Genomic DNA, 26,010 nt, shown 5'->3' on the forward strand with positions numbered 1-26,010 from the left:
GCGATGGCCTTCCTTCCGCCCCGGGCCCTGGCCCGCTTCTCCGCTCCCGGCGTGTTGCTGCTCGCGTCCCTGGCCCTCTTCGGCGAGGGGTTGCTGCCAGGCCGGGCGTTCTTCTTCCGCGACGTGCTGCACTACTACTGGCCCATGCAGGCCACGCACTGGCGGCTCGGGGTGGTGCCTCAGTGGAACCCCTTCCACCAGGGCGGATTGCCCTTCCTCGCGGACATCCACTCGGGCGTGCTCTACCCGCCCAACCTCCTCTTCGCCGTCCTCTCCTTCCCCACCGCCTACGCGCTGCTGCTCGTGCTCCACCACTTCGTGGGTCAGCTCGGGCTGTACACCTTCCTCCGGGGCAAGGGCTTCGAGCGCCCCGCCGCCCTCACCGGCGCGCTCGCCTTCGGCCTGTCCGGCTACGTCGCCGGCCTGTGCAACGCCGGCCCGCTGCTGCTCGGACTGGCCTGGATGCCCTGGGTGCTCGTCGCGCTCCAGTCCGGACTCGTGCCCCTGCGCAAGCTCGCGGTGCTCGCGGTGCTCATCGCCCTCCAGCTCCTCTCGGGAGATCCCCAGTCCGCGCTCTACTCGGCCCTCGCGTCCGCGGCGCACGTCGCCTGGTTCACCGAGCGCCGGCCTCAACTGGTGGCGCTCTCGGGAGCCGGCGCGCTCGGCCTGCTGCTCGCCGGAGTCCAGGTGTTCCCCACGCTCTGGCTGCTGACGGAGTCGACGCGGGGCACCGACGCCCCCACCTACCTGGCGAGCTGGAACCTGCCTCCGCCGCGACTGCTCGAGTTCGCCTTCCCCTACCCTTTCGGGGAGTACCTGGGGCAGCCCCAGTTCTGGGCCTGGGGAATGATCCGCGGGCCCAGCACCGTGCCCTTCGCGCTGAGCGTCTACCTGGGCATCACCGTGCTCGTGCTCGCCGTGCTGGGCACGCGGCGCGAGCGCTTCTCCGGCTTCGCGCTCACCCTGTGCGCGGTGGGCGTGCTGCTCGCCCTGGGCCAGAAGTCCCCGCTGTCCTTCCTGCTCGCCTCGCCCCCACTGAGCTTCTTCCGCTACCCGGAGAAGTACGTCGTCCTGGTGGCGCTCGGGTGCGCGGGGCTCGCCGCGTCCGGGGCGCGGGCCGTGCTCGCCGGAGTCTCGCGGCGCCGGCTGGCCGGACTCGGCGTGGGGGCCCTGCTGCTCGTGGCCATGCTCGGGTTCACCTGGGCCCTGCCCTCCACCGCCGTGACCTGGGCCACCGGCCTGCTGGGGCTGGCCACCGGGGACGGCTCGCACCATGAGGTCATCGCCGGGCTCGCGGCCCGCGCCATGGGCACCTCGCTGTGCTTCATGCTCGGCATGCTCGCGCTCGCGGCGCTGGCGTCGCGCCACCCCACCCACCGCGCGCTGCCCGCGACCCTGCTCCTGCTGGTGGCGGGGGATCTGCTCTGGACGGCGCGGGTGACGGTGTTCGTGGGCCCCACCTCGCTCTACCGCGAGCCGGAGCTCATCGGACGGCTGCGCGAGGAAGTGGGCTCGCCGCCCACACGGCTGTTCCGCCAGGACAAGCCGCTCAAGGCCAACGCCCCGCCGAGCCGCTCGCTCGAGGGACTCATCAACCTGCGCCACTACGAGCTGGCGACGCTCAAGAGCAACCTGGCCGGTGTCTTCGGCCTGGAGGAGGTGACGAGCTACGGCGCGGTGGAGCTGTGGCGCTACCGGGCCTTCATGGACGTGCTCGCCGCCCGCCCCGAGCTGGTGGGGCGGCTGTATGGGGCGTGCTTGTGGATGACCTCGTCCGCGCCCCAGTCCAATCCCGGCGAGGGTCTGGTGAGCGTCCTCCAGGGGCCGGACCGGCTCGACGTGAAGCGGCTGAGCGGGTGTCCTCCCCGCCTGCGTACGGCCTCGCGCACCACCGCCGTGCCGGACCAGAGCGAGGCCCTCAGGGCGCTGAGCACGGGAAGCGTCGACGGGCTCGAGAACGTCGCCGTGGAGGGAGGGACGTCGAGGACCTACGCGCCCGCCCAGGTGGACGCGGTGGAGCTCGGCCCCCGGAACGCGCGGGCACGGGTGGTGGCGGGCGCGGGAGGCACCTTCCTCGTCTTCGCGACCACGAGCTATCCGGGGTGGACCGCCACGGTGGATGGGGACGAGGCGCCCGTGCTGACCGTCGATGGCGCGCTCATGGGCATCGAGGTGCCCGAGGGGACCCACCAGGTCGACTTCGAGTTCACCGACCCCGGCCTGTCCTCGGGAATCCAGGCGAGTGTCGCGGCGGCCCTGGTGCTCGCGGCCCTCCTGGTCCTCTCCCGGCGCACGAGCGAGGCGGCGGGATAGACGGGGCCACCCGGCCCTTGAGCCCCCCTGAAACGACGAAGCCGCCCGGGAGTCAGCGCTCCCGAGCGGCCTCGCTCACGGACTCAGTGGACTAGTTGAGCTCGATCTTGCAGGTGGCGCTGCAGCCGTCGCCGCTCGTCTTGTTGCCATCGTCGCACGACTCGCCCTGGTCCTTCTGGACGATCTTGTCGCCGCAGCGGGGACCCCAGACGCACCCACGGGCGCACTGGTTGTAGCCACCGGCGAAGATCTTGTCATCGCACTCCTCGCCCTTGTCGACGACGCCGTTGCCACAGGTGGCCTCGCAATTGGTGCTCGTCGTCTCGAAGTTGGAGAGCGTGAGCTTGTAATTGGAGCCCGTGGTGTGGCGCTCGGCCTGGAACACCACCGCCTCATAGATGCGGCCCTTCTTCAGGTTGAGCTGGTTCACGCCCGCGACGTCCTTCAGGGTGATGGAGCCAGACTGCGGGCCATGCACACCGCCCAGGTCGAGCGCCAGACGACCATTGATGTACACGAACACATCGTCGTCACCACGGAAGGAGAGCACCTCGGTCTCCTTGTACTCGAACCAGTAGCGCGCCTCGCTCGTGAAGCTGAAGTTGTGGTTGTTGGTCGTGCGCTCGTAGTTAGAACCGAGCGCCACCCAACCCAGGCCATCGAGTTCGAAGAAATCGCCGTCGTCGAGTTCGTAGGTGCCACCCGACTGCCTGGGCAGGGAGAGGACCTTGACCACCGTCTTGTTGATATTTTTTTCCTTGGGCTGGTCCCGATACCACTGATCGAACGCCTCCTTGCCATGGGTGGTACCAACGGGCCCTGACCTCGCGTACACGGGTTTGCCATCGCTTCCCAGCAAGCTGTACAGGGGCCCCACGATTCCCTTGTCGTCGCCATTTACATTCTCGAAGTCCTCATGGCCCTTCGGCAGCCCGAGCGAGGCATTGGCCGCATGATTCCAGCCACGGAAGTCACGGAAGACGAAGGGAATCTCCACCTTGTTTGGCGGGGTGCTCTTGATGACAGTGCAGATGAAGCCCGGCTCGAGCTTGCACTCCGCCGAGCAACCATCGTTGGAGCGGGTGTTGCCGTCGTCGCACGCCTCGCCCGAACCAGGGAGGATCACACCATCACCACATACCGCCTTGCAGACGCCCTCACGATCGCAGTCGGGCTCACGCACGCACAGCGGCGAGCACCCATCACCCATGTCGTTGTTGCCATCATCACACTGCTCGGTGCCCTCGCGAATCTTGTCGCCACAGACGGTCGGCGTGCAGGGCTTGCCGATGGTGTCACACTTGTACCCGTCCTCCAGGCGGCAGACCTTGTTGCACCCATCTTTTTCGGTGGTGTTTCCGTCCTCGCACTCCTCGTCACCGGCGATGATGAGATCACCGCATTTGGCGGCCTGGCAGCGCCCGCCACTCAGCGGGCAGTTCCAGCCCGCCTCCACCGTCCTGCAATCGGCGCTACAGCCATCGCCTGCCGAGCTGTTCCCATCATCACACACCTCGAGTTCCTCGACCTTGCCATCGCCACAGAGCCCCACCCAAACACAGGCAGTACCCGGGTTTTCGCATGCATAGCCCGGCTCGACAGCTCCGCAGTTGGAGGCACAACCGTCGTTGCTCGCCGTATTGCCATCATCGCAAACCTCGTTGCCCGTCTTCCGCCCATCTCCACACCGGCCACCGGGGCCCGGGTCGATGGGGCAAGAAGAGCCACCGTCACAGTTCGTGGGCGGCGTGCCAGCATCCGGATCCGAGGGATCCACGACAACACCGGGACAAGCCGTGAGAGACAACACGAGCGAGGCGAGGGCGAGGCCCACGAATCGCGATCGAATTGGAGTATTCATCATGGGGTAGACCGAGCATGAAGAGGGAGGTTCAACAAGCCAATTGTACATTGTTTGCTGACGGCTGGTGACCTTCCATGCTCAAAGGAAGAAAACAGCCCTACCGTTGGGATTCGGCAGGCTTCCTGCGCTCACGGTGAATGTCGTTCAGACGTGCAGGCGAGTCACTCCCAACTGTTTGTCGTTCATGGTGGCGCCCGCCATGGCCTCCCCCCTGCTGTCGCCTCGCTGTTCGGGAAGACTCTCACCACTTTATTTTATCAAAACATGCGAAAGCCGATGGAGTGCCGCCGAGCCGCGCATCACGTTCGACCCGTACGTACTCCTGGCGGCGCTGTCCGACACCGAGGTCCCCCCATCCGAGTGGGCAAACCTCCTGGAGCACCAGAACAGGGCGGGCCCCCACTTCACTCGGAGCGTGTCCCACGGCGCACGGAAGGCCCTCTCCGTGGGGGCGCGCTACGTTCCGGCCCTCCGCGTCCAGGGTAGGCAGCCGCCCATGACCGCGGAAGTGGGGCCGGGGATTCGCCTTGGCGCGCGTGCTGCAAGACAATGGGGCGGTCCATGCTCTCCTCCAACCGCTCAGGACACGTCGCGCCACTCGGCAGCAAGCTGCTGGCCGAGCACTTCCGGACGGATGCCGCCGCCCGGGAAACCTCCGTGGCGCAATTCAACAGCATGGTGTGCCTGGTCTTCCTGCTCTCGGGGCTGGGACTCGGCAATCTGCTCGGCTGGCCGCGGGCCATGTGCGTCGTGGTCATGTGCGCGGGCTACTCCGGCTACTACGCGCTGCTCTACCGGGTGCTGAGGCGGGGCTGGTTCCATCCGGCCATCTGCTGGTTCAACGTCTGCCTGGAGAACTCCGCCGTCGGCGCCCTCTTCATCTTCGACATCGTCTTCGCGGACGCCGAGCAGGCCCTGTCCAACCCGTCGGCGGTGCTGTGGAGCGCCATCATCGTGCTCGCGGCGTTGCGCTCCAACCTCAAGCTGGCGCTCTTCGCGGGCGGGCTGGTGGCCGCGGAGATGCTGTCGCTCTACTTCTTCGTCGCCCTGCCCCGGATGAGCGAGCCCATTCCGCTGATGTTCACGCCCGCGCTCATGGGGCAGCGCGCCGCCTACTACTTCATCACCGGGTGGATGGCGGCGCTCGTGGCCAGCCACCTCATGCGCAAGGCCGAGGAGGCCCTGCGCGCCATCCGCGCGAAGGATCTGCTGGGCAAGTACTTCCTGCACGAGCGCCTGGGCGTGGGCGGCATGGCGGAGGTGTTCCGCGCCACCTACAGCCCGGAAGGCGGCTTCGAGAAGGTGGTGGCCATCAAGCGCATCCTCCCGGCCTATGCCGAGGACAAGGACTTCGTGACGTTGTTCCGGCGCGAGGCGGAGCTGGTGTCGCTGCTCAACCATCCCAACATCGTCCAGGTGCTCGACGTGGGCCGCTTCGAGGACACCTACTTCATGGCCATGGAGTACGTCGAAGGGGTGTCCCTGCGCGAGCTGCTCAAGCTGTGCGGCCCCCTGCCGCCCGCCGCGGTGGCCCTCATCGGGGCGGAGATGGGCCAGGCGCTCGACTACGTGCACCGGCGCACCGCGAGCGATGGCACCCCGCTCAACCTCGTGCACCGGGACGTGAATCCGCCCAACATCCTGCTGTCGCGCATCGGCGAGGTGAAGCTGGGGGACTTCGGCGTGGCCCGCGCGGCCATCCATGTGCGCCTCACCCGGGCGGATCGCGTCCGCGGCAAGCTGGGCTACCTGGCCCCGGAGCAGGCCCGGGGGGAGTCCTTCGATGGGCGCGCGGATCTCTTCGCGCTCGGCCTGTCGCTGCACGAGGCCCTCACGGGCCGGCGCGTCTTCGCGGGGGAGGATGCCTCCGACACGATGCGCAGCGAGCCGCCCGTCTTCCTCCTGCCCCCCTCGGGCTACCGCCCGGACATCCCCCCCGCGTTGGACGCCGCCATCATGGGGCTGCTCGATTGGAAGGTGGCGCGGCGCACGCCCCGGGGGCTGAGGTTGCGCGAGCAGCTGTGTGAGCTGACCGGGCCCTTCGCCCCCTATCCGCAAGGACAGGAGGCACTGGCCCGGCTGGTCCAGGAGGCCATGGCGCGCAAGCGCGAGCTGCTTCCGGGGGAGCCGTCGGATCGGGGCACCGAGAGGGAGGGCACCCTCTTCGCGAAGAGCGAGGAGCCCACGGCGGTCCTGTCGGGAGACAACATGCCGGGAGGGGTGCTCACGAACCCCACCGGCAGGCGCACCGGCGAGCGCTGACGGGAGTCCGCGGGCTACGTCTTCGTCGGATTGTTCGGAGGCGTGGTCGTGGCCGGAGTCGTGGTGGCGTCCGTCTTCTTGAAGGCCGACGCGCCCTTGGACACTCCGCCCGCCGCCGCGCTCGCCGCCCCGAAGTAGTCACCCTCCTGGAGGCCCTTGGCCGTGTTGGCACCCGCCCCCACGAGGTCCGCGCCCAGCGCCACGTTGTTCCAGCGGTTGGCCGAGGCATTGGCCTGGTTCTGGGCGACGCCGCCCTGCGGAGCCGCGTCCGCCCGGGCCTTGCGCCGATCCCCCATGGCCGTCGCGCCCTTGGACACGCCGCCCGCCGCCGCGCCCGCCGCCCCGAAGTAGTCCCCCTCCTGGAGGCTCTTGGCCGTGTTGGCACCCGCCCCCGCGAGGTCCGCGCCCAGCGCCACGTTGTTCCAGCGGTTGGCCGAGGCATTGGCCTGGTTCTGGGCGGCGCTGCCCTGCGGAGCCGCGTCCGCCCGGGCCTTGCGCCGATCCCCCATGGCCGTCGCGCCCTTGGACACGCCGCCCGCCGCCGCGCCCGCCGCCCCGAAGTAGTCACCCTCCTGGAGGCTCTTGGCCGTGTTGGCACCGGCCCCCACCATGTCCGCGCCGAGCGCCACGTTGTTCCAGCGGTTGGCCGAGGCATTGGCCTGATTCTGCGCGGCGCTGCCCTGTGGGGCCGCATCCGCCCGGGCCTTGCGCCGATCCCCCATGGCCGTCGCGCCCTTGGACACGCCGCCCGCCGCCGAGCCGACGGCTCCGAAATAGTCGCCCTCCTGGATGCCCTTCGCCGTGTTGGCACCCGCCTCCACGAGCTCCGCGCCGAGCGCCACGTTGTTCCAGCGGTTGGCCGAGGCACCACCCGTTGCCGCCGTGCTGCCCGCCGTTGCCGTGCTGCCCGCCGCCGGTGCGCTTCGGGCCGCCGCGCCTCCCGCCGCCGCCGAGCCGCTTGCCGCGGCCGCACCACCCGCCGCCGGTGCGCTTCGGGCCGCCGCGCCTCCCGCCGCCGCCGCCCCACCACTCGCCGCCGGCGCGCTTCGAGCCGCCGCGCTTCCCGCCGTGGCCGCGCCCGAGGCGCCTCGGGCCGCCATGGCGCCCGCGCCACCCGCCACACCGCCCGCCAGCGAGGCCACGACGCCCAAGGTATCCCCGCGCTGACCCGCCTCCACCGCGCCCTTCACCGAGGAGGCGACGGCGAGGGGGATGGCGATGGGCTGGAGGCCCGGCACGAAGGCCGCCGCGGTGGCGATGAGGGGCAGACCGTCATTGACCGTCTTGAAGCCCGTCTCCGCGGCGTTCTTCACGCCCTTGCCCACCTCGCCGAAGGCCCCGGCCACGTCGCCCTTGAGCAGCTTCCCGGCGCCGTTGGCGAGCCCCTGGGGAATGGACGTCACGGTGTCGAAGGCGCCCTTGGCCAGGTTGCCCACGCCATCGACCAGACCGGTGGTGAACCCGTTGATCTTCTCTCCCAGCTTGGGGCTCACGAAGGAGACCAGGTTGCCGAGGTTGGACACGGTCGCCTTGGCCCCATCCACCAGGTTGCCGATGCCCTTCTTGACGCCCCCGAACGCGGAACTGAAGGCCCCGCCGATGTCGCCCTTGAACAGCTTGCCGACGCCCTCGGCGACGCCCTTGACCACGTTGCCGATGGCCTTGAAGGGCGCCGCGATCGCATTGCCGATGCCCTTGAAGAAGTTGCCGACCTTCTCGAAGAAGCCGACCTTGCGGAAGGAGTTCCAGAGCATGTCGCTCTGGGCACCCAACATGTCCTTCTGCTGGCCGTAGAGGCCATCGGCGCCCTTCTTCTGCTCCTCCAGCGCCTTGACCTGGGGACTGTCCTTTCCGTAGGTCTCCTTGGCCTGCTTGATCTGCCCATCGAGCTGCTTCATGTGGGAGTCCTGGAGCTTCCCCACACGGTCCTTGCTCTCCTTGGTCTTCTCGGACAGATGGCGGGTCATCGTGTCCATGGACATCGAGCCGCCGTGCTCCGGCAGGTCGTACTTCTTGCGGATGTCGTCCAGCTTCCCCTTGCGATCCTTCTCGGGAATCTCGGGATCGTTCATCACCGCGTCGATCTCGGAGGTGATCTTCGCCGGGTCGAACGGGGGCTTGAGCTCGCCCGCGACCTTCGTGCGCTCCTCCTCCATCTTCTTGAGCTTCTTGCTGTCCCCTCCGCCCGCGCGCTCCGCGGCGATGTCCGCGTCCAGCTTGGTCAGCTTCTCCTGGACCTTGGCGTTCTTCTCGTCCAGCTTCTGGTTGTGTTCAACGGCCCCCTCCTTGATGTGGGGAGGGAAGTTGTACTTCTCGCTCTGCAGCCGCTGCTGCTCCTGGGCGAGGGCCCCCTGGGCCTTGCCCATCGGAGTCGCCGCGAGCCCAGCGTCCGCTCCACCCGGAGCCGAAGCCCCTCGCACGCCCGAGGCGGCCGACACGTTGCCCGGAGCGGACGTGGGCGCGAAGCTCGACACGCCGGCCTGGGCCTCTCCCGCCGGCCCCTGCGGCACCGCCGGGCCTTGTCCCCCGGCCGGAGGCAGGGCCCCCAGCGCCGTCTTGAGCGTCTCCATCGCCACCGCCAGCGCGGTCAGCTGGGCACTGGCCGAGGACGGGGGGGCCGCCGTCGAGGACGACGAGGCGGTGGGCGTCGTGGGGTAGTTGGGCGAGGGAGGCGTTCGGACGTTCATGGACATGGGTCAGGCCTCTTCAACCAGGAGATGGAGACTTCCAGAGTATCTCCTGTTGCGTCTGGCGTGCCAAAGACCCCCGCCCCACCTCGCGCGATCACCCGAGCGCGCGAACCCCGTGCGCACATGCCCCCTGGTGACAACAGTCATCACCTGCTGGTGACAGCAGTCATCACCTGCTGGTGACAACAGACACCAGGGAGCACGGGCGGGATGCCCCTGTTACTGCGCGCGCAGCTGGACCTCGAGCGTCTCCATCCTGCGGATGACCGGATGGGGAGCGAACGTGGGAGGGCGCACCAACTGCATGTCCGGGTAGCGCCGCAGGAGCGTGCCCACGGCGAGCTGCACCTCCAGCCGCGCCAGGTTCGCGCCGAGGCAGTAGTGCACGCCGTGGCCGAAGGCGATGCTCGCGTTCGTGTTGCGGCGCACGTCGAAGGTATCGGCCTTGGGGAAGGCGGCCTCGTCGCGCAGCGCGCTGTTGAGCATGATGAGCACCATCTGCCCCTTCTTGATGGTCTGCCCGCTCAGCTCCACGTCCTCGAGCGCGTAGCGCGCGACGCCGATCTTCCCGAAGTTGTCGAAGCGCAGCACCTCCTCGATGACGTTCTTGAGCAGGTCCGGCTCGGTCTTGAGCTGGGCGCGCAGCTCGGGCCGCTGCAGCACGTTGTACGTCGTGAAGCCGATGAGGTGCACCGTCGTCTCGAAGCCGCCCACGATGAGCGCGGCCACCAGCGACAGCAGCTCACTGGTGCTCAGCCGATCCCCCTGCTCCTCCGTCTGGATGAGCGTGGTGAGGATGTCGTCCGGCAGGGGATTCTTGCGCCGGTCCTCGATCGTCTCTCGCACCAGGGCGATGCCCTCGCGGATGTCGGCGCGCAGCGCCTCGACCTCCTCCGGGCGCAGCAGGCCAGGCAGGAAGTTCTTGATCGACGCCTCCGTGAAGCGCTGGAACAACGTCTCGCGCCCCTTGGGAATCTTCAGCATGGAGCCAATCACCCGGGCGGGGATGCGGTCCGAGATGTCGCTGACCACGTTGATGGTCCCCTTGACCGCCGCCTCGTCGAGCACCTCGTCGATGAGCGCCTGCACCTCCGGCCGCAGCCGCTCGATGGCGCGCGGGGTGAGCGCCGGACTGACGAGCTTGCGTACCCGGGCATGGTCCGCGCCGGAGAGCGCGAACAGCCCCGTCTTGCTCAGCTCCACCAGCTCGGGGATCATCGCCGCGCTGCCCAGCACCGAGGCGAACTCCCACTCGTCCCGGTTGGGGGAGAAGCGCCTGGCGTCGCGCAGCACCTCGATGGCGTCCTCATACCGGGACAGCAGCCAGCCGCGGCCCTGCTCCCAATAGACGAGCGGCGTCTTCGTGCGCAGCTCGTCGAGCATGGGGTAGGGATTGGCGTCGTAGCCGGGGGCCTGGGGGTTGAACAACACGGCGGGGGAGCTCTGCTTCGTTGCCTCGAGCGACATGGACTGCCTCCTGAAACACCTGGGTACGGATGGGGTTGCGGACGGAGCGCCGGGCCTCAGTCCTCGACGAGCGACAGCGCCTGCTTCGGGCACTCGCGCACGGCCTGCTCCACCTGGGCGCGCCGCTCGGGGGTCACCGTCTCCGCCAGCACGTGCAGCTGATCCTTCTCATCCAATGAGAAGGACGTCGGCGCCGCGCGCACGCACACCCCGTTGGCCTCACAGCGATCCCAATCCACCACGATCTTCATGCGCATCTCCTCGTGCTCCCCGGGACGAGGACAGGGGAGCCCCGGAAGCTTTGATTGATTATCCTATCAACCCATAAAACCCGGGAAAACGCCACTTGTTCCCCGCCCGGTGAGGGGCCTTTTCAAGGGAAAACCGGGACCTGGAGAGGCGCGACGTGAAGACCCGGGTACAATGGGTTCATGGACTTTTCCGCCTGGCTGGCGAACTTCCGCAACCTGCACGAGCGCGCGCGCCGCAAGCTCCTCACGAGTGAGGAGTACACGCGCTACCTGGAAGACCGGGAGCAACTGGCGCGCACGCTCCTCAAGGCGCAGGGACAGACGGCGGTGAAGGGCATCAGCGCCCGGCGCACCTTCCGGGTCCCCAAGGGCCTGCCCGTGGACGTGTGCTTCCGCGAGGCGGCCCTGCGCAGCCGCACCCTGGATCTGTCCTCGGGGGGCTTCTCCTGCACGCTCACCCAGCCGCCGGACGAGGGAGGCAGGGGGGGGTTCGTGCTGTGGCTGCCAGGAGAGAACGAGGCGCCGGTGGTGGGGCGCGCGCGGATCGTCGCCCGGGCGCCCGGCGAGAAGGATCCCCGGCGCGTCTCCTTCTCCTTCGAGGACGTGAGCGAGGAGGATCGCGAGCGGCTGGAGATGATGATCTTCGATCTGGCGCTCGGCTACATCCGCGCCTGAGCGGCTCACTTCTCCCAGGTTTCGGGAAAAAGCGCACCCCCCACGCAACAACGCGTGAGAGTTCCCGATAACTTAGAAAACGCTTCTCAAAGGAGAGTGCCGCGGTGCGCATCGACAACGGAAACACCCGGACCACTCGGACCTCCCGCTCCACGTCGACGGCCCCCTCCGCGCCCCCGGCGCCCAGGACCGAGCCGCGGCCGAACCCGACCACGGCGCGGCAGTCCCGGGACAGCTTCGAGTCGCAGGAGCGCAACGCCTCCCGGTTCAGCTCGGGCGCGCACAACGACATGCGGCGCCTGGCCCGCTCGCCCAGGGCGACGATCGCCACCAACCGGGACGGCTCGGTGACGCGCTCGCAGTCGAACACGCGCGGGCAGACCACCCGGACCCAGGAGCTCACCACCTCCCAGAGCCGGTTCGGCGACACGCGGCTCAAGTTCACCACGAACTCGACCACGGGCGGCCGGGAGACCAAGAACACGTACTCGGCGCGCACCGACATGTTCGGCCGCACGCAGTCCTCCCACCAGCGCGAGTCGTCCTTCGAGCGCGGCGACGTGAAGCAGACCCGGTCGCGCACGACGACCGTCGACTCCCGCGGCAACCAGCGGGACACGCGCGCCGAGAGCCGTCAGGTGACCCGGGGCGAGCGCTCCGAGACGACGTCCAGCTCGTTCACCACCGACTCGCGCGGCAACCGCGCCTGGACCCAGGGCACCTCGACCGCCACCACGTCCGGCAACACCACCACCACGCGCTCCACCACGCGCACCGGTGGCACCGAGCGCACGGTGCAGGACAACAACTCGTTCACGGGCGGGACGTTCTCCCTGGGCCGGACGACGGAGCAGAAGAACACCCCCTTCAACACGGAGCGCAACGTCACCCGCGAGCGGCAGATCCGCCCGAGCACCGCGGACGACGGCTTCTCCCAGAATGACCGGCTGAGCAAGGTGCAGCAGGGGGGTGATCTGCTGGCCCAGGCGGGCGCCAAGAAGGAGTGGAAGAACGAGTTCAACCACGTCACCGAGAACAACAGCTCGACGGATCCCAACTCCTTCGTGGGCTCGCGCGTGGGCACCTCGGGCTCCGAGAGCTTCAGCGTCGGCACCGATGGCCTGAACGCCTCCTACAAGCGCGAGGCCAAGGCGGGCGTCTACGCCGAGACGAAGGGCGAGACGAAGGGCAAGTACGGCGAGGCGTCCTACACCGCCGGCGCCAAGGCGGAGGCCAAGGCGGGCGTGGATGGCAACGCCAAGCTCAACCTCAATGGCCTGGAGGCCACGGGGCGCGTTGGCGCGAGCGCCTCGGTCGAGGCGTCCGCCACCGGCAAGGCGGCGACGAAGAGCGTGAAGGTGGCGGGCGTGGACGTGAACGCCGCCGTCGAGGGCAAGGTGCGCGCCTCCGCCGAGGTGTCCGCCGAGGCCCAGGGCACGGTCAAGGTCACGCGCAACCCGCCCACGGCCATCGCCGAGGGCAGCGCGGGCGCCTCCGCCGTCGCCAAGGCCGAGGCCGAGATCAAGGCCTCCGCGGGCCCCTTCTCCGTGAAGGTGGACGCGTACGCGAGCGCGGGCGCCGAGGCCAAGGCCACCGGCGTCATCGGCTACGAGGACGGCAAGCTCAAGATTGGCGGCGGTCTGGGCGCGGCGGTGGGCCTCGGCGCGGGCGCCTCCGGCACCGTGGAGGTCGACGTCAAGCAGATCGGCAACATGGCCAAGAACACGGCCGTCAAGGTGGCGGATGCCAACGGCGACGGCAAGCTCGGCCTGGATGACGCGAAGACCGTCGTGGACGGCGCCAAGAACGCCGTGAACGACGCGAAGGACAAGGTCGCCGACTTCTTCGGCTTCTGATCCAGCCTCATTCAGAGGGAACATCCCGCCCCATGACCCCAAGCGACCTCCAGCAACGCGGGTACGAGCACCTGAGGGCGGGCAACTACGAGGAGGCGAAGCGGCTGTTCCGCGAGCACGAGGAGCTCGCGGGCACCGCCGCCGGGACGAGGACCCAGTTGCGGCAGGCGGAGGCGCGCCTGGCCGCGGGAGACTTGAAGGACGCGGCCGAGCGCTTCGAGCAGGTGATGGAGCGCAACCCGTGCCTCGCCGATGTCTACCTGGGCCTCGCGCGCATCAGCCTGCTCACCGGGCAGCTCGACAGCGCGCGCGTCCACGCCACCGCGGCCATGCGTCTGGGGCCGAACCTGGGCCTCGCCTGGGCCCTGCTGGGACTGGTGCACGAGGCCCAAGGCGACGTGGAGATGGCGCTGGACCATCTGCGCGAGGCCGTGGCCCTGTCACCCTCGGTCTTCCTGTGCCAGTACAACTACGGGCGGGTGCTCGCCGTGTCGGGCCGCCCCGCCGAGGCGCTCGCGCCGCTCCTCCAGGCCACCGAGCTCGAGCCGCGCAACCCCGACGCCTTCTCCGCGCTGGGCATCGCCTACAAACAGGCGGGCCAGTACGCGAACGCCGTCCGGGCGCTCGAGCGGGCCACGGCACTGGCCCCGCGCTCGCTGGATGCCTGGGCCACGCTCGCCGACGTGCGCTTCGCGGCCGGGGAGTACAAGCCCGCGCGTGAGGTGCTGGATCAGGCACTCGCGGCCTGTGGAGACCATCCCGCGCTGCTGGAGAAGGCGCTCGCGACGGCGATGATGCTCTCGGACACCCCGAGCGCCATCGCCTACGTGGAGCGCGAGCTGCGGCTCGTGCCGGATCACGCGCAGGGCTGGCTCAACCTGGCCCACCTGGCGCTCCAGGCGAAGGACTTCGAGAAGAGCGAGTCCGCGGCGCGCGAGCTGCTGCGGCGCGATCCGAAGAACTGGCAGGCGTGGTTCCACCTGGGCAACCTCTTCGACGCGGTGCCGCTCGAGCAGGACGCCGAGCAGGCCTACCGCGAGGCCATCGCGCTCGCCCCGAGCCAGTGGAAGCCCCTGGCCAACCTCGCGGGGCTGCTCCTGCAGATGAAGGCACGGGACAAGAACGCCGAGGCCCTCCCGCTGCTGGAGAAGGCGCTCACGCTGGTGCCGCCGGGAGAGTGGCTCGTCCACTACAACCTGGCGCTCGCCCACACGAAGCTCGGCCACCCGGAGCGCGCGCTCGAGCTGGTGCGCCGCATCCAGCGCGAGGCCCCTCCGGCGGACCCCATGGTCGCGCAGGCCCGGAAGCTGGAGTCCAACCTCCAGGAAGCGGCGGCGCGCCGGAATTGAGCCCGGCCCCCACGGGCGAAGCCTCAACCTGGCGTGGAGGAGCGGGCATCGAGCTCCCGCGCGAAGTCCAGGAGCGCCCGGACGATGTCCTCCTGGGAGTCGGTGAGCATCAGGTAGCGCGCGTACTCATGCCCCTCGGCGAGCTGCGCCAGCAGGGGGTAGACGGGCCGGGTGCGCGTCCAGAACTCACGGCCCAGGAAGATCATCGGGCTGATGACACCCACGGTGTTGTAGTGGTTCTGACAGGCGTCCTGGAAGATCTCCTGGATGGTGCCCGCGCTGCCGGGTGAGTAGATGACGCCCCCGCGCGCGATGGTGAGCAGCCCCTCTTCCCGCACGCTGTTGGCGAAGTACTTGGCGACGCGCGTGGCGAAGGGGTTGGGGGGCTCATGGCCATAGAGCCAGGTGGGAATGCCCAGGCTGTCGGCCCGGAGGAGATCCGCCTCCCGGAGCGGCCAGGTGGCGCGCACCTCGAAGGCTCGGGAGAGCCACTCGCGGTGGGTGTAGGCCGGCGCGCGAGCGAGCACCTCGAGCGCGGCGTCCAACTCCGCGTCGCTCCGTCCGGAGAACCAGGCGCCCAGGTGCGTGGCTTCCATGGCGCCCGGACCGCCTCCGCTCACCAGGAAGAAGCCCTGGCGCGCCAGCTCGCGCGCCAGCTCCGCCACCGCGCGGTAGTCGGGCTGTCCCCGGCGCATGGAGTGTCCGCCCATGATGGCCACCACCCGGCGGGGATTGCCCTCGTGGACGAGCGCCTCCTCCAACGCGTCGGTGATGGCCTGATCATGGAGCCGCTGCGCCAGCGCATCCAGCATCGACGGGGGATGGGCGCCGCCCCTCGATTGCCAGTGGGCGTAGATGCGCGCATCCGGCGTGTCCGCGTAGCTCTCCGGGCGCGACGGATCGAAGCCCGCGTACAGCTCCTCCGGAGTGTAGAGCTGTGGCCGGTAGGGGAAGTAGGGCAGCCCCGAGAAGGGCGGGAAGATCATGGCACCCCGCGAGCCCACCGCCGTCAGGGTGTCCTTGTCGAGCAGACAGCCCAGGAAGACGGTGCCGGTCAGGTCCGCGCTCAACAACGCGCGGCCCTGGTCCGACAGATCCAGCCCCTGGATGATGACGTTGGCGAGGCTCTTGCCAGCCGTCAGGTGCTGCTCGAATGCCACGACGCTCTCGATCTCGACCAACGGGACCTCCAGGGGACGCAAGCGCCGGGGAGCATGCCGGAGCGTCCCCTACCCCGTCACGGACCGCTGGGGAGATTGCTCAGGGTGTGGCCTCCACTCCACTCCCGGTTGAGGGTGATCCACACCCGCTTCGTGGCGTCGTCATAGGACGCGAAGTAGTCCACGTCCGCCCTCAGGGCGACGCCATCCAACGTGAGGCGCGAGAGCGGCGCGTACATGTCGCGGATGAGGAAGATGGGGTTGTGCAGCGCACCGCCCGCGGCGTTCAGACTCACGGAGAAGCTTCCATCCGTGTCCGCCTTGAACTCGTGGACGCCGTAGACGCCGTTGTAGCCGGCCACGGCGTACTTCTCGCTGTCGGAGCGGGCCACTCCACCCGGCCCATTCGCCACCACCTGACCGCGGCTCGCGGACGGCTGCGCCTTGAGCGCGCGTTCCACTTCGGAGATCCACGCCTGGACCGACCCCTCACTGGGCCGCCCGAGCACCATGAAGACGGAGTAGCTGTGGTAGGGCAGGCTCGACCACTGCTTCTCATAGCCATACCCCCAGTAGGTGGCGCGTCCCACGGAACCGGACATCAACCCCCAGGCGACACGCTTGCTGGTCGTCGTCTGGTTGAGCTTCATCTCGTATTGGCAGAGCTGGTAGGGCCAGTTCCAGTTGGGCGGCATCACCCAGTTGTCTGACGTATCACCATCGATCTGGTTCTCGGAGTCCTTGCCCCAGTTGTTGTTGAGCCAGGTCCCGCCCGTGTTGTGTTGCACCCAGGAAAGGGTTTGCACGATGCCCATCTCCGCGTCGGCGCTTCGGGAATACGTCGAGGCATAGGGCACCACGTTGGGCGTCTTGTAATCCCACCTGCTCGCGGACGTGAAGGGCTCGTCCCGGGAGTAGAACTGATACTTGTCTCCCCACTTCACGCCATCCACCGTGGCCAGGGTGCCATCCCCATCCCAGGCGATGTCCCCGTAAGGGGTACGGGAATCCGGCTGGGTGCTCAACCCCTGCGGGAGCGCCGCGCTGCTGTCGAAGGTGATGGCATAGACCGGATGGTCGTGTCCCGTGGCGAAGAACCACTGCACCGTGGTCTTGATGGGAACCCATTTGGGGTTCTGCGCGCTGCCGTCGTTGAAGAGCAGGTTCCAGGAGAACTCGTGGAGGGCGTGATGCCGGCCCATGAAGACCTGACGGTACTGGCCCGTGACGTCCGCGGAACGGGCCACCAGGGAGTTGCCGCTCCCATAGTGGCTCACCACGTAACCCCATCCATTGTATTTCGCGGGTCCGCTGCTGGCGCCCGTGCCGGTGGCGACCCGCGCCTTCGCCCCCGAGCCGTAGCGGAACTGCCGCAGCATGCCGCCATGGGTTCCACCGGGATCCCTGGCGTCGTTGCGGGTGAGCACCGCCGTCCGCTGCTCGCCCTTGGAATCCAACCACCGGTAGACGTCCGAGTCGTACCCGTCCGGCAGCTCGTGCCCCCAGCTCATGGAAGCCCAGGCCGGCTCGGTCACCCTCACCGTCACCGTCGCCGTGGCGCTTCCCCCCTCACCCAGGGCCGTCAGCCGATAGGTCGTCGTCGCGGCGGGCCACACCAAGAGCGAGGAGCCCGTCACGACGCCGAGGCCCGGTTCAATCCGCACCTCCATCGCGTCCGTGACCTCCCACTCCAACACCACGCTCTGCCCCCTCTCGATTTGCAACGGAGTGGCGAGGAGGCGCGTGATCATCGGAGGCGGCGGGAGCCGTCCGGCGTCCACCACGGTGCCGGCGTCCTCGGTGGCTCCCGCATCCAGGAGTTCCAAGTCCTCCTGGGAGCCGGAATCCGCGACGACGCCCGCGTCCCTGACGACGCCCGCGTCCTCGACAACGCCCGCGTCCCCGACGACGCCCGCGTCCTCGATAACGCCCGCGTCCCTGACGACGCCCGCGTCCTCGACGACCCCCGCGTCCTCTCGCACTGCGTCATCGTGGATGCCGCAACCCGGCGAAACCACCAGACACAACGTCAACCACGCTGACAACAGGGTCCAGCGCATCATTTGTCTCCAAATTTCTCGGCAGCCGGAGAGAAATTGACAGGGTGTGTCATGTTTCGATGCCGAGGCCTGACCCGTGAGACCACGAGCGGGAAGGCGCGCTTGTCTTCATCCATTCGAGACGGAAACTCAAACACGAGGCGCTCGAAGCATCTCTCGAAGAGCAAGCTGGCCAGTGGCCTCACCGTGGGTACGAAGGCAGGCCCGGTGAGGATACTCCATTCAGGGGAATCGTGAACGCCCCCACCCCGGATTCAGTGACGCTGTTCCTTTGCGCGCCATCTTGACAATCGGCGAAAACCCAGAGCCTCCCCGTGATTCCTGCCTTGACAGCCATTAGGTTGGAGAATATCAGGTTTTCCAGGACAAACCCCCAAGCCGCGATCGACCCATGAAAACTCTCGGACCCGCCCTCGCCTTCGCCCTGCCGTTGCTCTCTTCCGCGCCGACGTGGGCGCAGAACGCGCCCGCCACCTGGACGGAGCACTGGTTCGAGCACAACCAGACGGTCTCGCGGGTCTATCAAGACAAGGACGTGGCCGTGTATTTCGACTCGGCCGTGAACCGATCGATCACCTGGCCCAACGGCTTCGTCGGCGACGTGTGGAGGTACACCCGGAGGACCTACGGGCAGTTCGGCACGGACGCGCAGCTCTACGCCATCTTCCACACGGCGAAGTACAGCGGGGGCCATCCGTCCACGTACTTCGACACCAGCCATGACAGCCGTAACGTCATCGACGTGGGCTCCTCGTCCTCCACCGCCTGGACGAGCGGGACGGGCAATGACCTGGACATCGTCACCCACGAGGTCGCACACATCGTGGAAGGTGCCTCCAAGGGCGTCCACAACTCCCCCGCCTTCGGCCTGTGGGGGGACAGCAAGTGGGCGGAGATCTTCGTCTATGACGTCTACGTGGGACTGGGCCGGACCAGTGATGCCAATCGCTGGTACAACCTGATGCTGAACACGACGGACGGCTTCCCCCGGAGCAACACCCACTGGTTCAGGGATTGGTTCTATCCCATCTACAAGAACTACGGCGGAGCCACGGTGCTCAACCGTTACTTCTCCCTGCTGGCCCAGTACTACCCGAAGAACGGAAACGACTACGCGCGCTCTCTGAACTGGGGCGAGTTCATCCACTTCTGGAGCGGCGCGGCGGGCGTGAACCTGAAGACCCTCGCCACCTCCGCCTTCGGCTGGCCCACCGAGTGGGAGACCCAGTTCGTCCAGGCGCAGCGCAGCTTCCCCTTCACCTACGCGTCCCCGGGACCCAACGCCACCACCCTGTACCAGGACATCAACCATGGCGGCTACGCGGCGGCGCTGCCCGTGGGCCGCTACAACCTCGCCACCTTGAAGGCCTGGGGCGTGCGCGACAACGACATCACCTCGCTCAAGGTCGCCAACGGCTACAAGGTCACCCTGTACGCCGATGACAACTTCACCGGCGCCAGCCTCACCAAGACGGCGGACGATGCCTCGCTCGTGGATGACGGCTGGAATGACGTGGCGACGTCCATCATCGTGGAAGCCTCGGGCGCGGCGAGCTCCCAGCTCATCCAGGCGGAGTCCTACAGCGCCATGCTCGGGATCATCACCGAGGCGACCACGGATTCGGGCGGGGGCTCGAACGTGGGCGCGATCGACACGGCGGACTGGCTGGCCTACAACAACATCCAGTTCCCGGTCTCCGGCACGTACACCGTCGAGTACCGCGTCTCCAGCCTGTCCGGCGGAGGAAGCCTCTCCCTGGACCTCAACGCGGGCGCCACCGTCCTGGGCTCGCTGAACATTCCGTCGACGGGCGGCTGGCAGAACTGGACCACCCTCTCGCATACGGTCAACGTGACCGCGGGAACCTACAACGTCGGAATCTATGCCCCGACGGGGGGATGGAACCTCAACTGGCTGCGCATCACCCGCACGCCCTGAGCCCCTTTCCGAAGGGGAGGGCGCAGGTGGGCAATCACCTCGCGTTCCCCTCCGGAGACGAGCCGAGGCGTAGCCGTACCCGCTGGGCGTGCTCGCTCAGACCGTTGTTGTTCAGCCGATCCGCCGCCCACGACACCGCTGACGGCCACGAGGCCTGGATGGAGTACGGCACGACGGAAGGCTTGATGCGGTGGACGATGACCCTCGCCATCAGCGCCAGGGTCGGTGAGTTGATGAGCGCCACGATTCCCATCGACCACTGGCGCATCAGGACGGTCTGCTGACGCAGGAACAGCCACTGCTGCTCGCGCTGCTCGAAGGTGAGGGATTGGAGCTGGCGGATGTCCACCAGGGAGACGAACCGCTCTCCCCGCCGCAGATAGGACAGGGTGCGCGCGAACAGCTCCTCGTTCTGCGCGTTCGTGATCACCCGCGGGAACGTCACCCGCAGCAGGGGCCAGAGCGAATCGTCCATGAGGATGGAGGTTGGCGAACCCATGCGGGGAAAATGGTACCCGCCAGCCATGGTCCCCGGAGGCGGCTGCTCGACGCCAGAGACGCTCCGTTCCATGGCACCAGGGGGGGGGCGGTAGTGCATCATGATGACGCAGCGTACCATGACGCGGGGTGGTGTGAGCGCCTCACCCCCCGGCGAAAGACTCGAAACGCCTCGGGCCCCCGTGGAAGTGCTCATCCAGGAAGGCCTCGGCCCGCTCCCGCGCGGCGTTCGTGCTGGACGAGGACCCGTCCGCGCCCCCCCAGGAGGCGAAGCGCGCGCGCTCCAGCACCGACGAGAACCGGTCCGGTTCGGGCTCCAGCCCCCGCTCCACCTCCGCGAGCAGGGCGTGTGCCCGCTCCACCACCGCGAGCGCCTCCTCGAGGGAAACCGTCTGGCGGGTCAGCGCGCCGAGCAACCGGCAGCCATAGCGGCGGCAGCCTTCCGGGCGGGCCCCGTAGACGGAGCACTGGCGCGCGTGGAGGGCCGGACAGCATTGACGAAGGGCGGGCGCGCCCCCGGTGAGCCGTACCACCTCGAGCCCGTGGCGCCGGGCCGCGTCCACCTCGGCGTGTTCGAGGGGCACGTGGCTGAAGAGGTTGCCGTCGCAGCACAAGCCACAGCGACGGCACAGGTCGGACGAGGACATGGGGCCTCCAGGCATCGCGCCGCGGTGAGCCTGCGCGCGCAGCGCATCTTGCGACGATTCCGGGGCCCCTGCACGCCCACCACCCGGGTCAGTAGTTGACCTGGAGCTGGATGCGCGTCACGTCGCCGCGCTGCTGGACGTAGGGCGCGCGGGACGAGGTGCGATCCGAGACCAGATACGCCGCCGTCACCTCGAGCGCCTTGAGGATCTGCCACTCCACGCCCATCTCCAGCTCGCGCACGTCGTAGCGGGGGGCGTTCGTCTCGAACTTCTTGCCACCCTCGTAGAGCGTGCCACGCACGTAGGGGATGAGCGACACGCCGAGCACGTTGTCCAGCTTGTACATGAGCTGCGCGTAGCCACCGCGCAGCGGGCGGCTGTCGATGGTGAAGTCCCCGAAACCGCCCGTGGAGGGCCCGCGGCCCACGTTGTACTCGGCCATGAAGCCAATCGGCTGCGGGTAGATGACCAGGCTCACGTTCGCGCGGGCGTCCACGAGGTCGTTCTCCCCGTTGGCCAGCGCGTACGGCGCCCCCGTGCTCGGCGAGACGGTGACGTTGAAGCGGCCGTAATAGCCTCCCGCGCCGACCTCGACGAACTGCTTGCCGAAGAGGAAGGGCCAGGTCACGCGGCCCACGACATGCAGGTTGTCATTGCGCTCGGGCCGGTTGGCCGTCTGCCCGTTGTAGACACCCAGGCCCACCACGCCGTAGTCGCCCGAGCCCTTCAGGTTGTTGTCGACCAGATCCTTGAAGCGCTTGCGGATCTCGCTCGGCGCCCAATAGAAGAAGATGCCCAGGTCGCGCTCGTCCTTGACCGCGCTGTTGATGGCGTCGTTGCGGTCGAAGGCCAGACGGTTCTGGCTCGACTGGAGGTTCTCGAAGCCATACGGCACCTTCGACTGGCCCACGCGCAACCGGAACTCCTTGGCCGGGTCCAGGAAGATGTCGGCGTACCAGTCGCGCAGGATGGCCACGTTGAACTGATCCGAGATGACCGAGGCGAAGTCGGGCTGCAGGTAGATGGACACCCGCTCGTGCACGTCACCGTAGATGATGAGCCGCGCCCGCCGGATGCCAAAGCCGTTGTTCTTGCCCAGGAACCGGTCACCCTGGTCGTTGATGAGATCCTCGTTGACGCGGAAGCTCGGCAGCCGGTTGTAGCGGAACTGCGTGTAGCCCCGGAGGCGGATCTTCTCGTACCAGGGGGTCTCCTTCTTGGGGGCCTCGGGAGGCGGCGTCACGGCGGCGGGCGGAGCGCTGGGAGCGGCCGGCTCGGTGTTCGTGGGCGGCTCGGTGTTCGCGGCCGGCGCGCCGGAAGCCGCGGGAGTCTCGGGGCTCCCCGTCTGCTGGGCATGGGCCAGCGGAGACAGGAACAGCGTGGCACCAGGCAGCAGCGCGAGGAGGACGGATCGGGAAGAAGCAGTGAGGTGCATGGCGGGGCTCGACACGCGGGCGGGAGGACCCCGGGCTCGCGTGTGGCGCACCCCGTACCCAATCCGTATGCACCCCGACAACAAAGGGCGGAGCCCGTCGCGAAAGTGTCACAGGGTCACGGCGGCGTGTCTCAAGTGTCACCCAGACGTCACGAAAACGATCACCCGCCTCCGATTCCTTGACCCGAAATACGAGGTTTATCCCTCTTTCAGGCTGTTCTCGAAGGAGCGGTCTTGCACAAACCATTCGAACTCAGAAGTCTGGCGGTCGGAGCCCTTCTCACCACCCTGGTGGCCTGCACGGGACAGCCCGATCCCGCGGAGGTGCTGGACGAGCCCATGGGGACCCAGGAGGCGAGAGCACTCTCCACCCGGGTCGTCGGCTACTTCCCCACATGGCAGGGGGACGTCAACGCCATCCAGTACGACAAGCTCACCCACATCAACTACTCCTTCCTGTTGCCCACGGCGCAGGGCGGGCTGACGGGGCTGAGCAGCGGGGATGCGCGGCTGCGCTCGCTGGTGCAGGCGGCACACGCCAAGGGCGTCAAGGTGCAGGTGGCGGTGGGCGGCTGGATGGATGGCAATGACTCGCCCTTCGAGCAGCTGGCCGCCAACGCCTCGGCGCGCACCACCTTCGTCAACAACGTGCTGACCTTCGTGGATCAGGCCGGACTGGATGGCGTGGACATCGACTGGGAGTGGCCGGACCCCGGCGCCTCGTCCCAGAACTTCGGCGCGCTGATGAACCAGTTGGGCACGGCGCTGCACGCGCGGGGCAAGATCCTCACCGCCGCGGTGCTCGCCACGGGCGGCGACGGCATCCCCACCTCGTCCTTCGCCGACGTGGACTTCCTGAACATCATGGCCTACGACGCGGGCTATCCCCACTCGTCGTATGACGTCGCCCTCCAGTCGATGAATTACTGGCTCGGCCGCGGTCTGCCCGCGAGCAAGGCGGTGCTGGGCGTGCCCTTCTACGGCAAGGACTCGGGCAACGGGGCCTACACCTACGCGCAGCTCGTCGCCATGGACCCCCAGGCCCCCAACAAGGACGTGGTCAACGGCATCTATTACAACGGCATCCCCACCATCAAGAGCAAGGCCCAGCTCGCGCTGCAGCGCGGCGGCGGCATCATGATCTGGGAGATCTCCCAGGACACCACCTCGAGCACGACGTCGCTGCTCAACGCCATCTCCCAGGTCGTCGGTGGCGGCACCACCAACCCGGCGCCGTCCGTGAACCTCACCTCCCCCGCCAACGGCACGACCTTCACGCCCGGCAGCACCATCACCGTGAGCGCCAATGCCTCGGACTCCAACGGCCGCGTCACGAAGGTGGAGTTCTACGCGGGCAGCCAGAAGCTGGGCACGTTCACCTCCGCGCCCTACAGCCTCGCCTGGCTCAACGTGGCGGCGGGCAGCTACACGCTGACGGCCGTGGCCACCGACGATGGCGGCGCGACCACCACCTCGGCGGCCGTCTCCATCACCGTCACCAGCGGCAACGGCGGCTCCTGCGCCGGAGTGGCCGCGTGGAGCGCGACCCAGGTCTACGTGAAGGGGGACCAGGCCACCTCGGGCGGCAAGCTGTGGCGCGCCAAGTGGTGGACCCAGAACGAGGTCCCCACCCAGAGCGACTGGGGCGTCTGGGAGCTGATCGGCAACTGCTGAGCGGCGCATGAGTCACCCGGAAAGAAGGACTTCCGGGTGATATGGTCCGCGCGGAACATCATGAGCACCTCCGCCCCGGACGACATCCGCATTGGCAGCATCCTTCGCGACACCTACGAAATCGTGTCCCTGCTGGGCACCGGAGGCATGGGCAAGGTCTTCCTCGCCCGGCACCTGCGGCTGCCCGGCAAACAGGTGGCGGTGAAGGTCCTCCTCAGTGACGAGGAGGTGACGGCCGACCAGTACGCGCGCTTCCGCCGCGAAGCGGAGATCACCTCGCGGCTCGGGCACCCCAACATCGTCGGGGTGCTCGACTTCCACGGGCCCGAGGGCGAGGGCGGGGCCCCCTTCCTGGTGCTGGAGTACCTGAGCGGCGAGACCCTGTCCCGGCGGCTCAAGCGAGGTCCCCTGCCGCTGCCCGAGGCCCTGTTCGTCGCGCGGCAGATGGGCTCGGCGCTCCACGCGGCCCACCAGGCGGGCGTCATCCATCGCGACCTGAAGCCCGGCAACGTGTTCCTCGTGCCCACCGAGTCCTGGGATGTCGCCGGCTACCAGGTGAAGCTGCTCGACTTCGGCATCTCCAAGCTCGTCACGGCCCAGACCGTGCGCACGCAGGACGACGTGCTCATGGGCACCCCCCGGTACATGTCCCCCGAGCAGGCCAGGGGCCAGAACACCAAGGTGGACGCGCGCTCGGACCTCTTCGCGCTCGGCGTCATCGTCTACGAGATGCTCTCCGGCAAGTCGCCCTTCGCCGACGAGTCCGTGGTGGGCATCCTCTACCGCATCGTGAACGAGCCGGTGGACCCCCTCGCCGCCATCTGTCCGCACCTGCCCGCGTCCGTCTGCGCCGCGGTGGACAAGGCCCTGTCGAAGCAACCCGCCGACCGTCAGCCCAGCATCGCGGCCTTCATCGAGGAGCTGACCGGCGCGGCCCCCAGCGCCTCCTCGGCGCGGCCCGAGCCCCAGCCCGCCAGCCAGGAGACGCCCCCGGTGCCCGTGAGCGCGGGAGGGGACCGGGGTGGACCATCCGCGGCCTCCATCGCCGCCGTGCCCGCGACCGTGGCCGGGCGCAAGGCGCCCTCCGCCCAGGAGGCGGTCGCGACCGTTCGCCCCGGGGCGGTGCAGGCGGCGCCTCCCTCGGCGATGGAGGCACCCCCCTCGATGATGGAGGCACCGCCCCCCTCGATGGTGGGGCCCGCGCCCTCGCTCCCGGGTAGCGCGGCGCCCGCGAAGTCCTCGCGGACCGCCCTCATCGGCGCCGTCCTCGCGCTGCTCGTGGGAGCCGGGGGCGTCGTGGCGTTCCTGTCGCGTGGAACACCTCCCGCCTCCACTCCCGTGACGCAGCCCCCTCCTCCGGCAGTCGCCACCACCACCGCCCCCCCGCCTCCCGCGCCTGAGCCCGCTCAGCAGACTCCGCCCGCTCAGCAGACTCCACCCACCCAGGACACGCCTCCCCCCGAAACCACCGAGCCCGCCGCCTCGGCCACCGCCCCCCAGCCCACCTCTCGTCCCGTGACCCGGCCCCAGGCCCCCGAGGTCCTGCCCGCCGGTGTGCGAGAGATGATGGAGCAGGCGGAACAGGCGTTGAAGGCGAACCAGTCCACCGAGGCCATCCGGCTCGCCCGACTCAGCCAGCGCACGAAGGTCACGGGAGCGTCCTTCTCCCTGCTCACGCGCGCCCATTGCCAGCAAGGCGACCTCAACAACGCCCGCGCCCAATGGAGCCGGGTGCCCGAGTCGCAGAAGGCCCTCGTCCGGAAATACTGCAAACAACACGACATCGAGCTCTGACTTCTCATGTGCTCCGAAGGCGTACCCTCCACGCCGGAAGTACGGATGCGTTGACACGCCACTGCCCCACTTCCAG

17 protein-coding genes are annotated in these 26,010 nt (G+C 68.6%); 8 read left to right on the forward strand and 9 right to left on the reverse strand.

Annotated features, from left to right (window positions below):
* Positions 1–3: 3 nt before the first annotated feature.
* Positions 4–2,313, forward strand: coding sequence for a YfhO family protein (locus tag CYFUS_RS43120; protein WP_095990519.1), 2,310 nt, complete (start codon positions 4–6; stop codon positions 2,311–2,313).
* 91 nt (positions 2,314–2,404) lie between these two features.
* Here the strand turns inward: CYFUS_RS43120 and CYFUS_RS43125 are convergent, their stop codons facing one another.
* Entirely contained in the window at positions 2,405–4,177 is a 1,773-nt protein-coding gene (locus tag CYFUS_RS43125; protein ID WP_095990520.1) for a DUF4215 domain-containing protein, read from the reverse strand.
* 561 nt (positions 4,178–4,738) lie between these two features.
* Here CYFUS_RS43125 and CYFUS_RS43130 point away from each other — a divergent pair.
* On the forward strand, positions 4,739–6,439 hold the full coding sequence (locus CYFUS_RS43130) for a serine/threonine-protein kinase (RefSeq protein WP_095992567.1): 1,701 nt from the start codon (positions 4,739–4,741) through the stop codon (positions 6,437–6,439).
* Positions 6,440–6,453: 14 nt separating this feature from the next.
* Here CYFUS_RS43130 and CYFUS_RS43135 read toward each other — a convergent pair whose 3' ends face one another.
* The 3 genes from CYFUS_RS43135 to CYFUS_RS43145 all read right to left on the reverse strand — a co-directional run bounded on the left by CYFUS_RS43135 (position 6,454) and on the right by CYFUS_RS43145 (position 10,847).
* Entirely contained in the window at positions 6,454–9,132 is a 2,679-nt protein-coding gene (locus CYFUS_RS43135) for a hypothetical protein (protein ID WP_095990521.1), read from the reverse strand.
* Between the two features lie 216 nt (positions 9,133–9,348).
* Positions 9,349–10,596: a cytochrome P450 gene (locus CYFUS_RS43140; RefSeq protein WP_095990522.1), complete on the reverse strand. Its 1,248-nt coding sequence runs from the start codon at positions 10,594–10,596 to the stop codon at positions 9,349–9,351.
* Between the two features lie 56 nt (positions 10,597–10,652).
* The gene (locus CYFUS_RS43145) at positions 10,653–10,847 is read right to left on the reverse strand and encodes a ferredoxin (protein WP_095990523.1); all 195 of its coding nucleotides are present in this window, start codon (positions 10,845–10,847) and stop codon (positions 10,653–10,655) included.
* 180 nt (positions 10,848–11,027) lie between these two features.
* On the opposite strand from CYFUS_RS43145, the gene CYFUS_RS43150 reads away from it, so the two are divergent.
* The 3 genes from CYFUS_RS43150 (at position 11,028) to CYFUS_RS43160 (ending at position 14,727) form a co-directional block, all read left to right on the forward strand.
* A complete protein-coding gene (locus CYFUS_RS43150; RefSeq protein ID WP_095990524.1) occupies positions 11,028–11,522 on the forward strand; it encodes a PilZ domain-containing protein in 495 nt (164 codons plus the stop codon).
* Positions 11,523–11,626: 104 nt separating this feature from the next.
* A complete protein-coding gene (locus CYFUS_RS43155) occupies positions 11,627–13,378 on the forward strand; it encodes a hypothetical protein (RefSeq protein ID WP_095990525.1) in 1,752 nt (583 codons plus the stop codon).
* Positions 13,379–13,410: 32 nt separating this feature from the next.
* Positions 13,411–14,727 carry a tetratricopeptide repeat protein gene (locus CYFUS_RS43160; protein WP_095990526.1) on the forward strand — a complete coding sequence of 439 codons (1,317 nt, stop codon included), beginning with the start codon at positions 13,411–13,413 and terminating at the stop codon, positions 14,725–14,727.
* Between the two features lie 23 nt (positions 14,728–14,750).
* Here CYFUS_RS43160 and CYFUS_RS43165 read toward each other — a convergent pair whose 3' ends face one another.
* Positions 14,751–15,908 carry an LOG family protein gene (locus tag CYFUS_RS43165; RefSeq protein WP_095990527.1) on the reverse strand — a complete coding sequence of 386 codons (1,158 nt, stop codon included), beginning with the start codon at positions 15,906–15,908 and terminating at the stop codon, positions 14,751–14,753.
* Positions 15,909–15,964: 56 nt separating this feature from the next.
* Complete coding sequence (locus CYFUS_RS51360) at positions 15,965–17,950, reverse strand: hypothetical protein (protein WP_157758982.1); 1,986 nt, start codon at positions 17,948–17,950, stop codon at positions 15,965–15,967.
* 388 nt (positions 17,951–18,338) lie between these two features.
* Here CYFUS_RS51360 and CYFUS_RS43175 point away from each other — a divergent pair, with 388 nt between their 5' ends.
* On the forward strand, positions 18,339–19,886 hold the full coding sequence (locus CYFUS_RS43175; protein ID WP_095990528.1) for a carbohydrate-binding protein: 1,548 nt from the start codon (positions 18,339–18,341) through the stop codon (positions 19,884–19,886).
* A 34-nt stretch (positions 19,887–19,920) separates the two neighbouring features.
* On the opposite strand, the gene CYFUS_RS43180 is transcribed toward CYFUS_RS43175, so the two are convergent.
* From CYFUS_RS43180 to CYFUS_RS43190, 3 genes are all read right to left on the reverse strand, one after another.
* Positions 19,921–20,385, reverse strand: a complete 465-nt coding sequence (locus tag CYFUS_RS43180) for a hypothetical protein (RefSeq protein WP_157758983.1) — start codon at positions 20,383–20,385, stop codon at positions 19,921–19,923.
* A gap of 142 nt (positions 20,386–20,527) precedes the next feature.
* Positions 20,528–21,031, reverse strand: a complete 504-nt coding sequence (locus CYFUS_RS43185) for a YkgJ family cysteine cluster protein (RefSeq protein WP_095990530.1) — start codon at positions 21,029–21,031, stop codon at positions 20,528–20,530.
* 88 nt (positions 21,032–21,119) lie between these two features.
* The gene (locus tag CYFUS_RS43190) at positions 21,120–22,466 is read right to left on the reverse strand and encodes a porin (RefSeq protein WP_095990531.1); all 1,347 of its coding nucleotides are present in this window, start codon (positions 22,464–22,466) and stop codon (positions 21,120–21,122) included.
* A gap of 234 nt (positions 22,467–22,700) precedes the next feature.
* On the opposite strand from CYFUS_RS43190, the gene CYFUS_RS43195 reads away from it, so the two are divergent.
* Positions 22,701–24,140 carry a glycosyl hydrolase family 18 protein gene (locus CYFUS_RS43195; protein WP_095990532.1) on the forward strand — a complete coding sequence of 480 codons (1,440 nt, stop codon included), beginning with the start codon at positions 22,701–22,703 and terminating at the stop codon, positions 24,138–24,140.
* Positions 24,141–24,200: 60 nt separating this feature from the next.
* Positions 24,201–25,934, forward strand: coding sequence for a serine/threonine-protein kinase (locus CYFUS_RS43200; protein ID WP_095992568.1), 1,734 nt, complete (start codon positions 24,201–24,203; stop codon positions 25,932–25,934).
* Positions 25,935–26,010 lie beyond the last annotated feature (76 nt).

Origin of the sequence: Cystobacter fuscus (assembly GCF_002305875.1) — a bacterium.
GTDB lineage: Bacteria > Myxococcota > Myxococcia > Myxococcales > Myxococcaceae > Cystobacter > Cystobacter fuscus_A.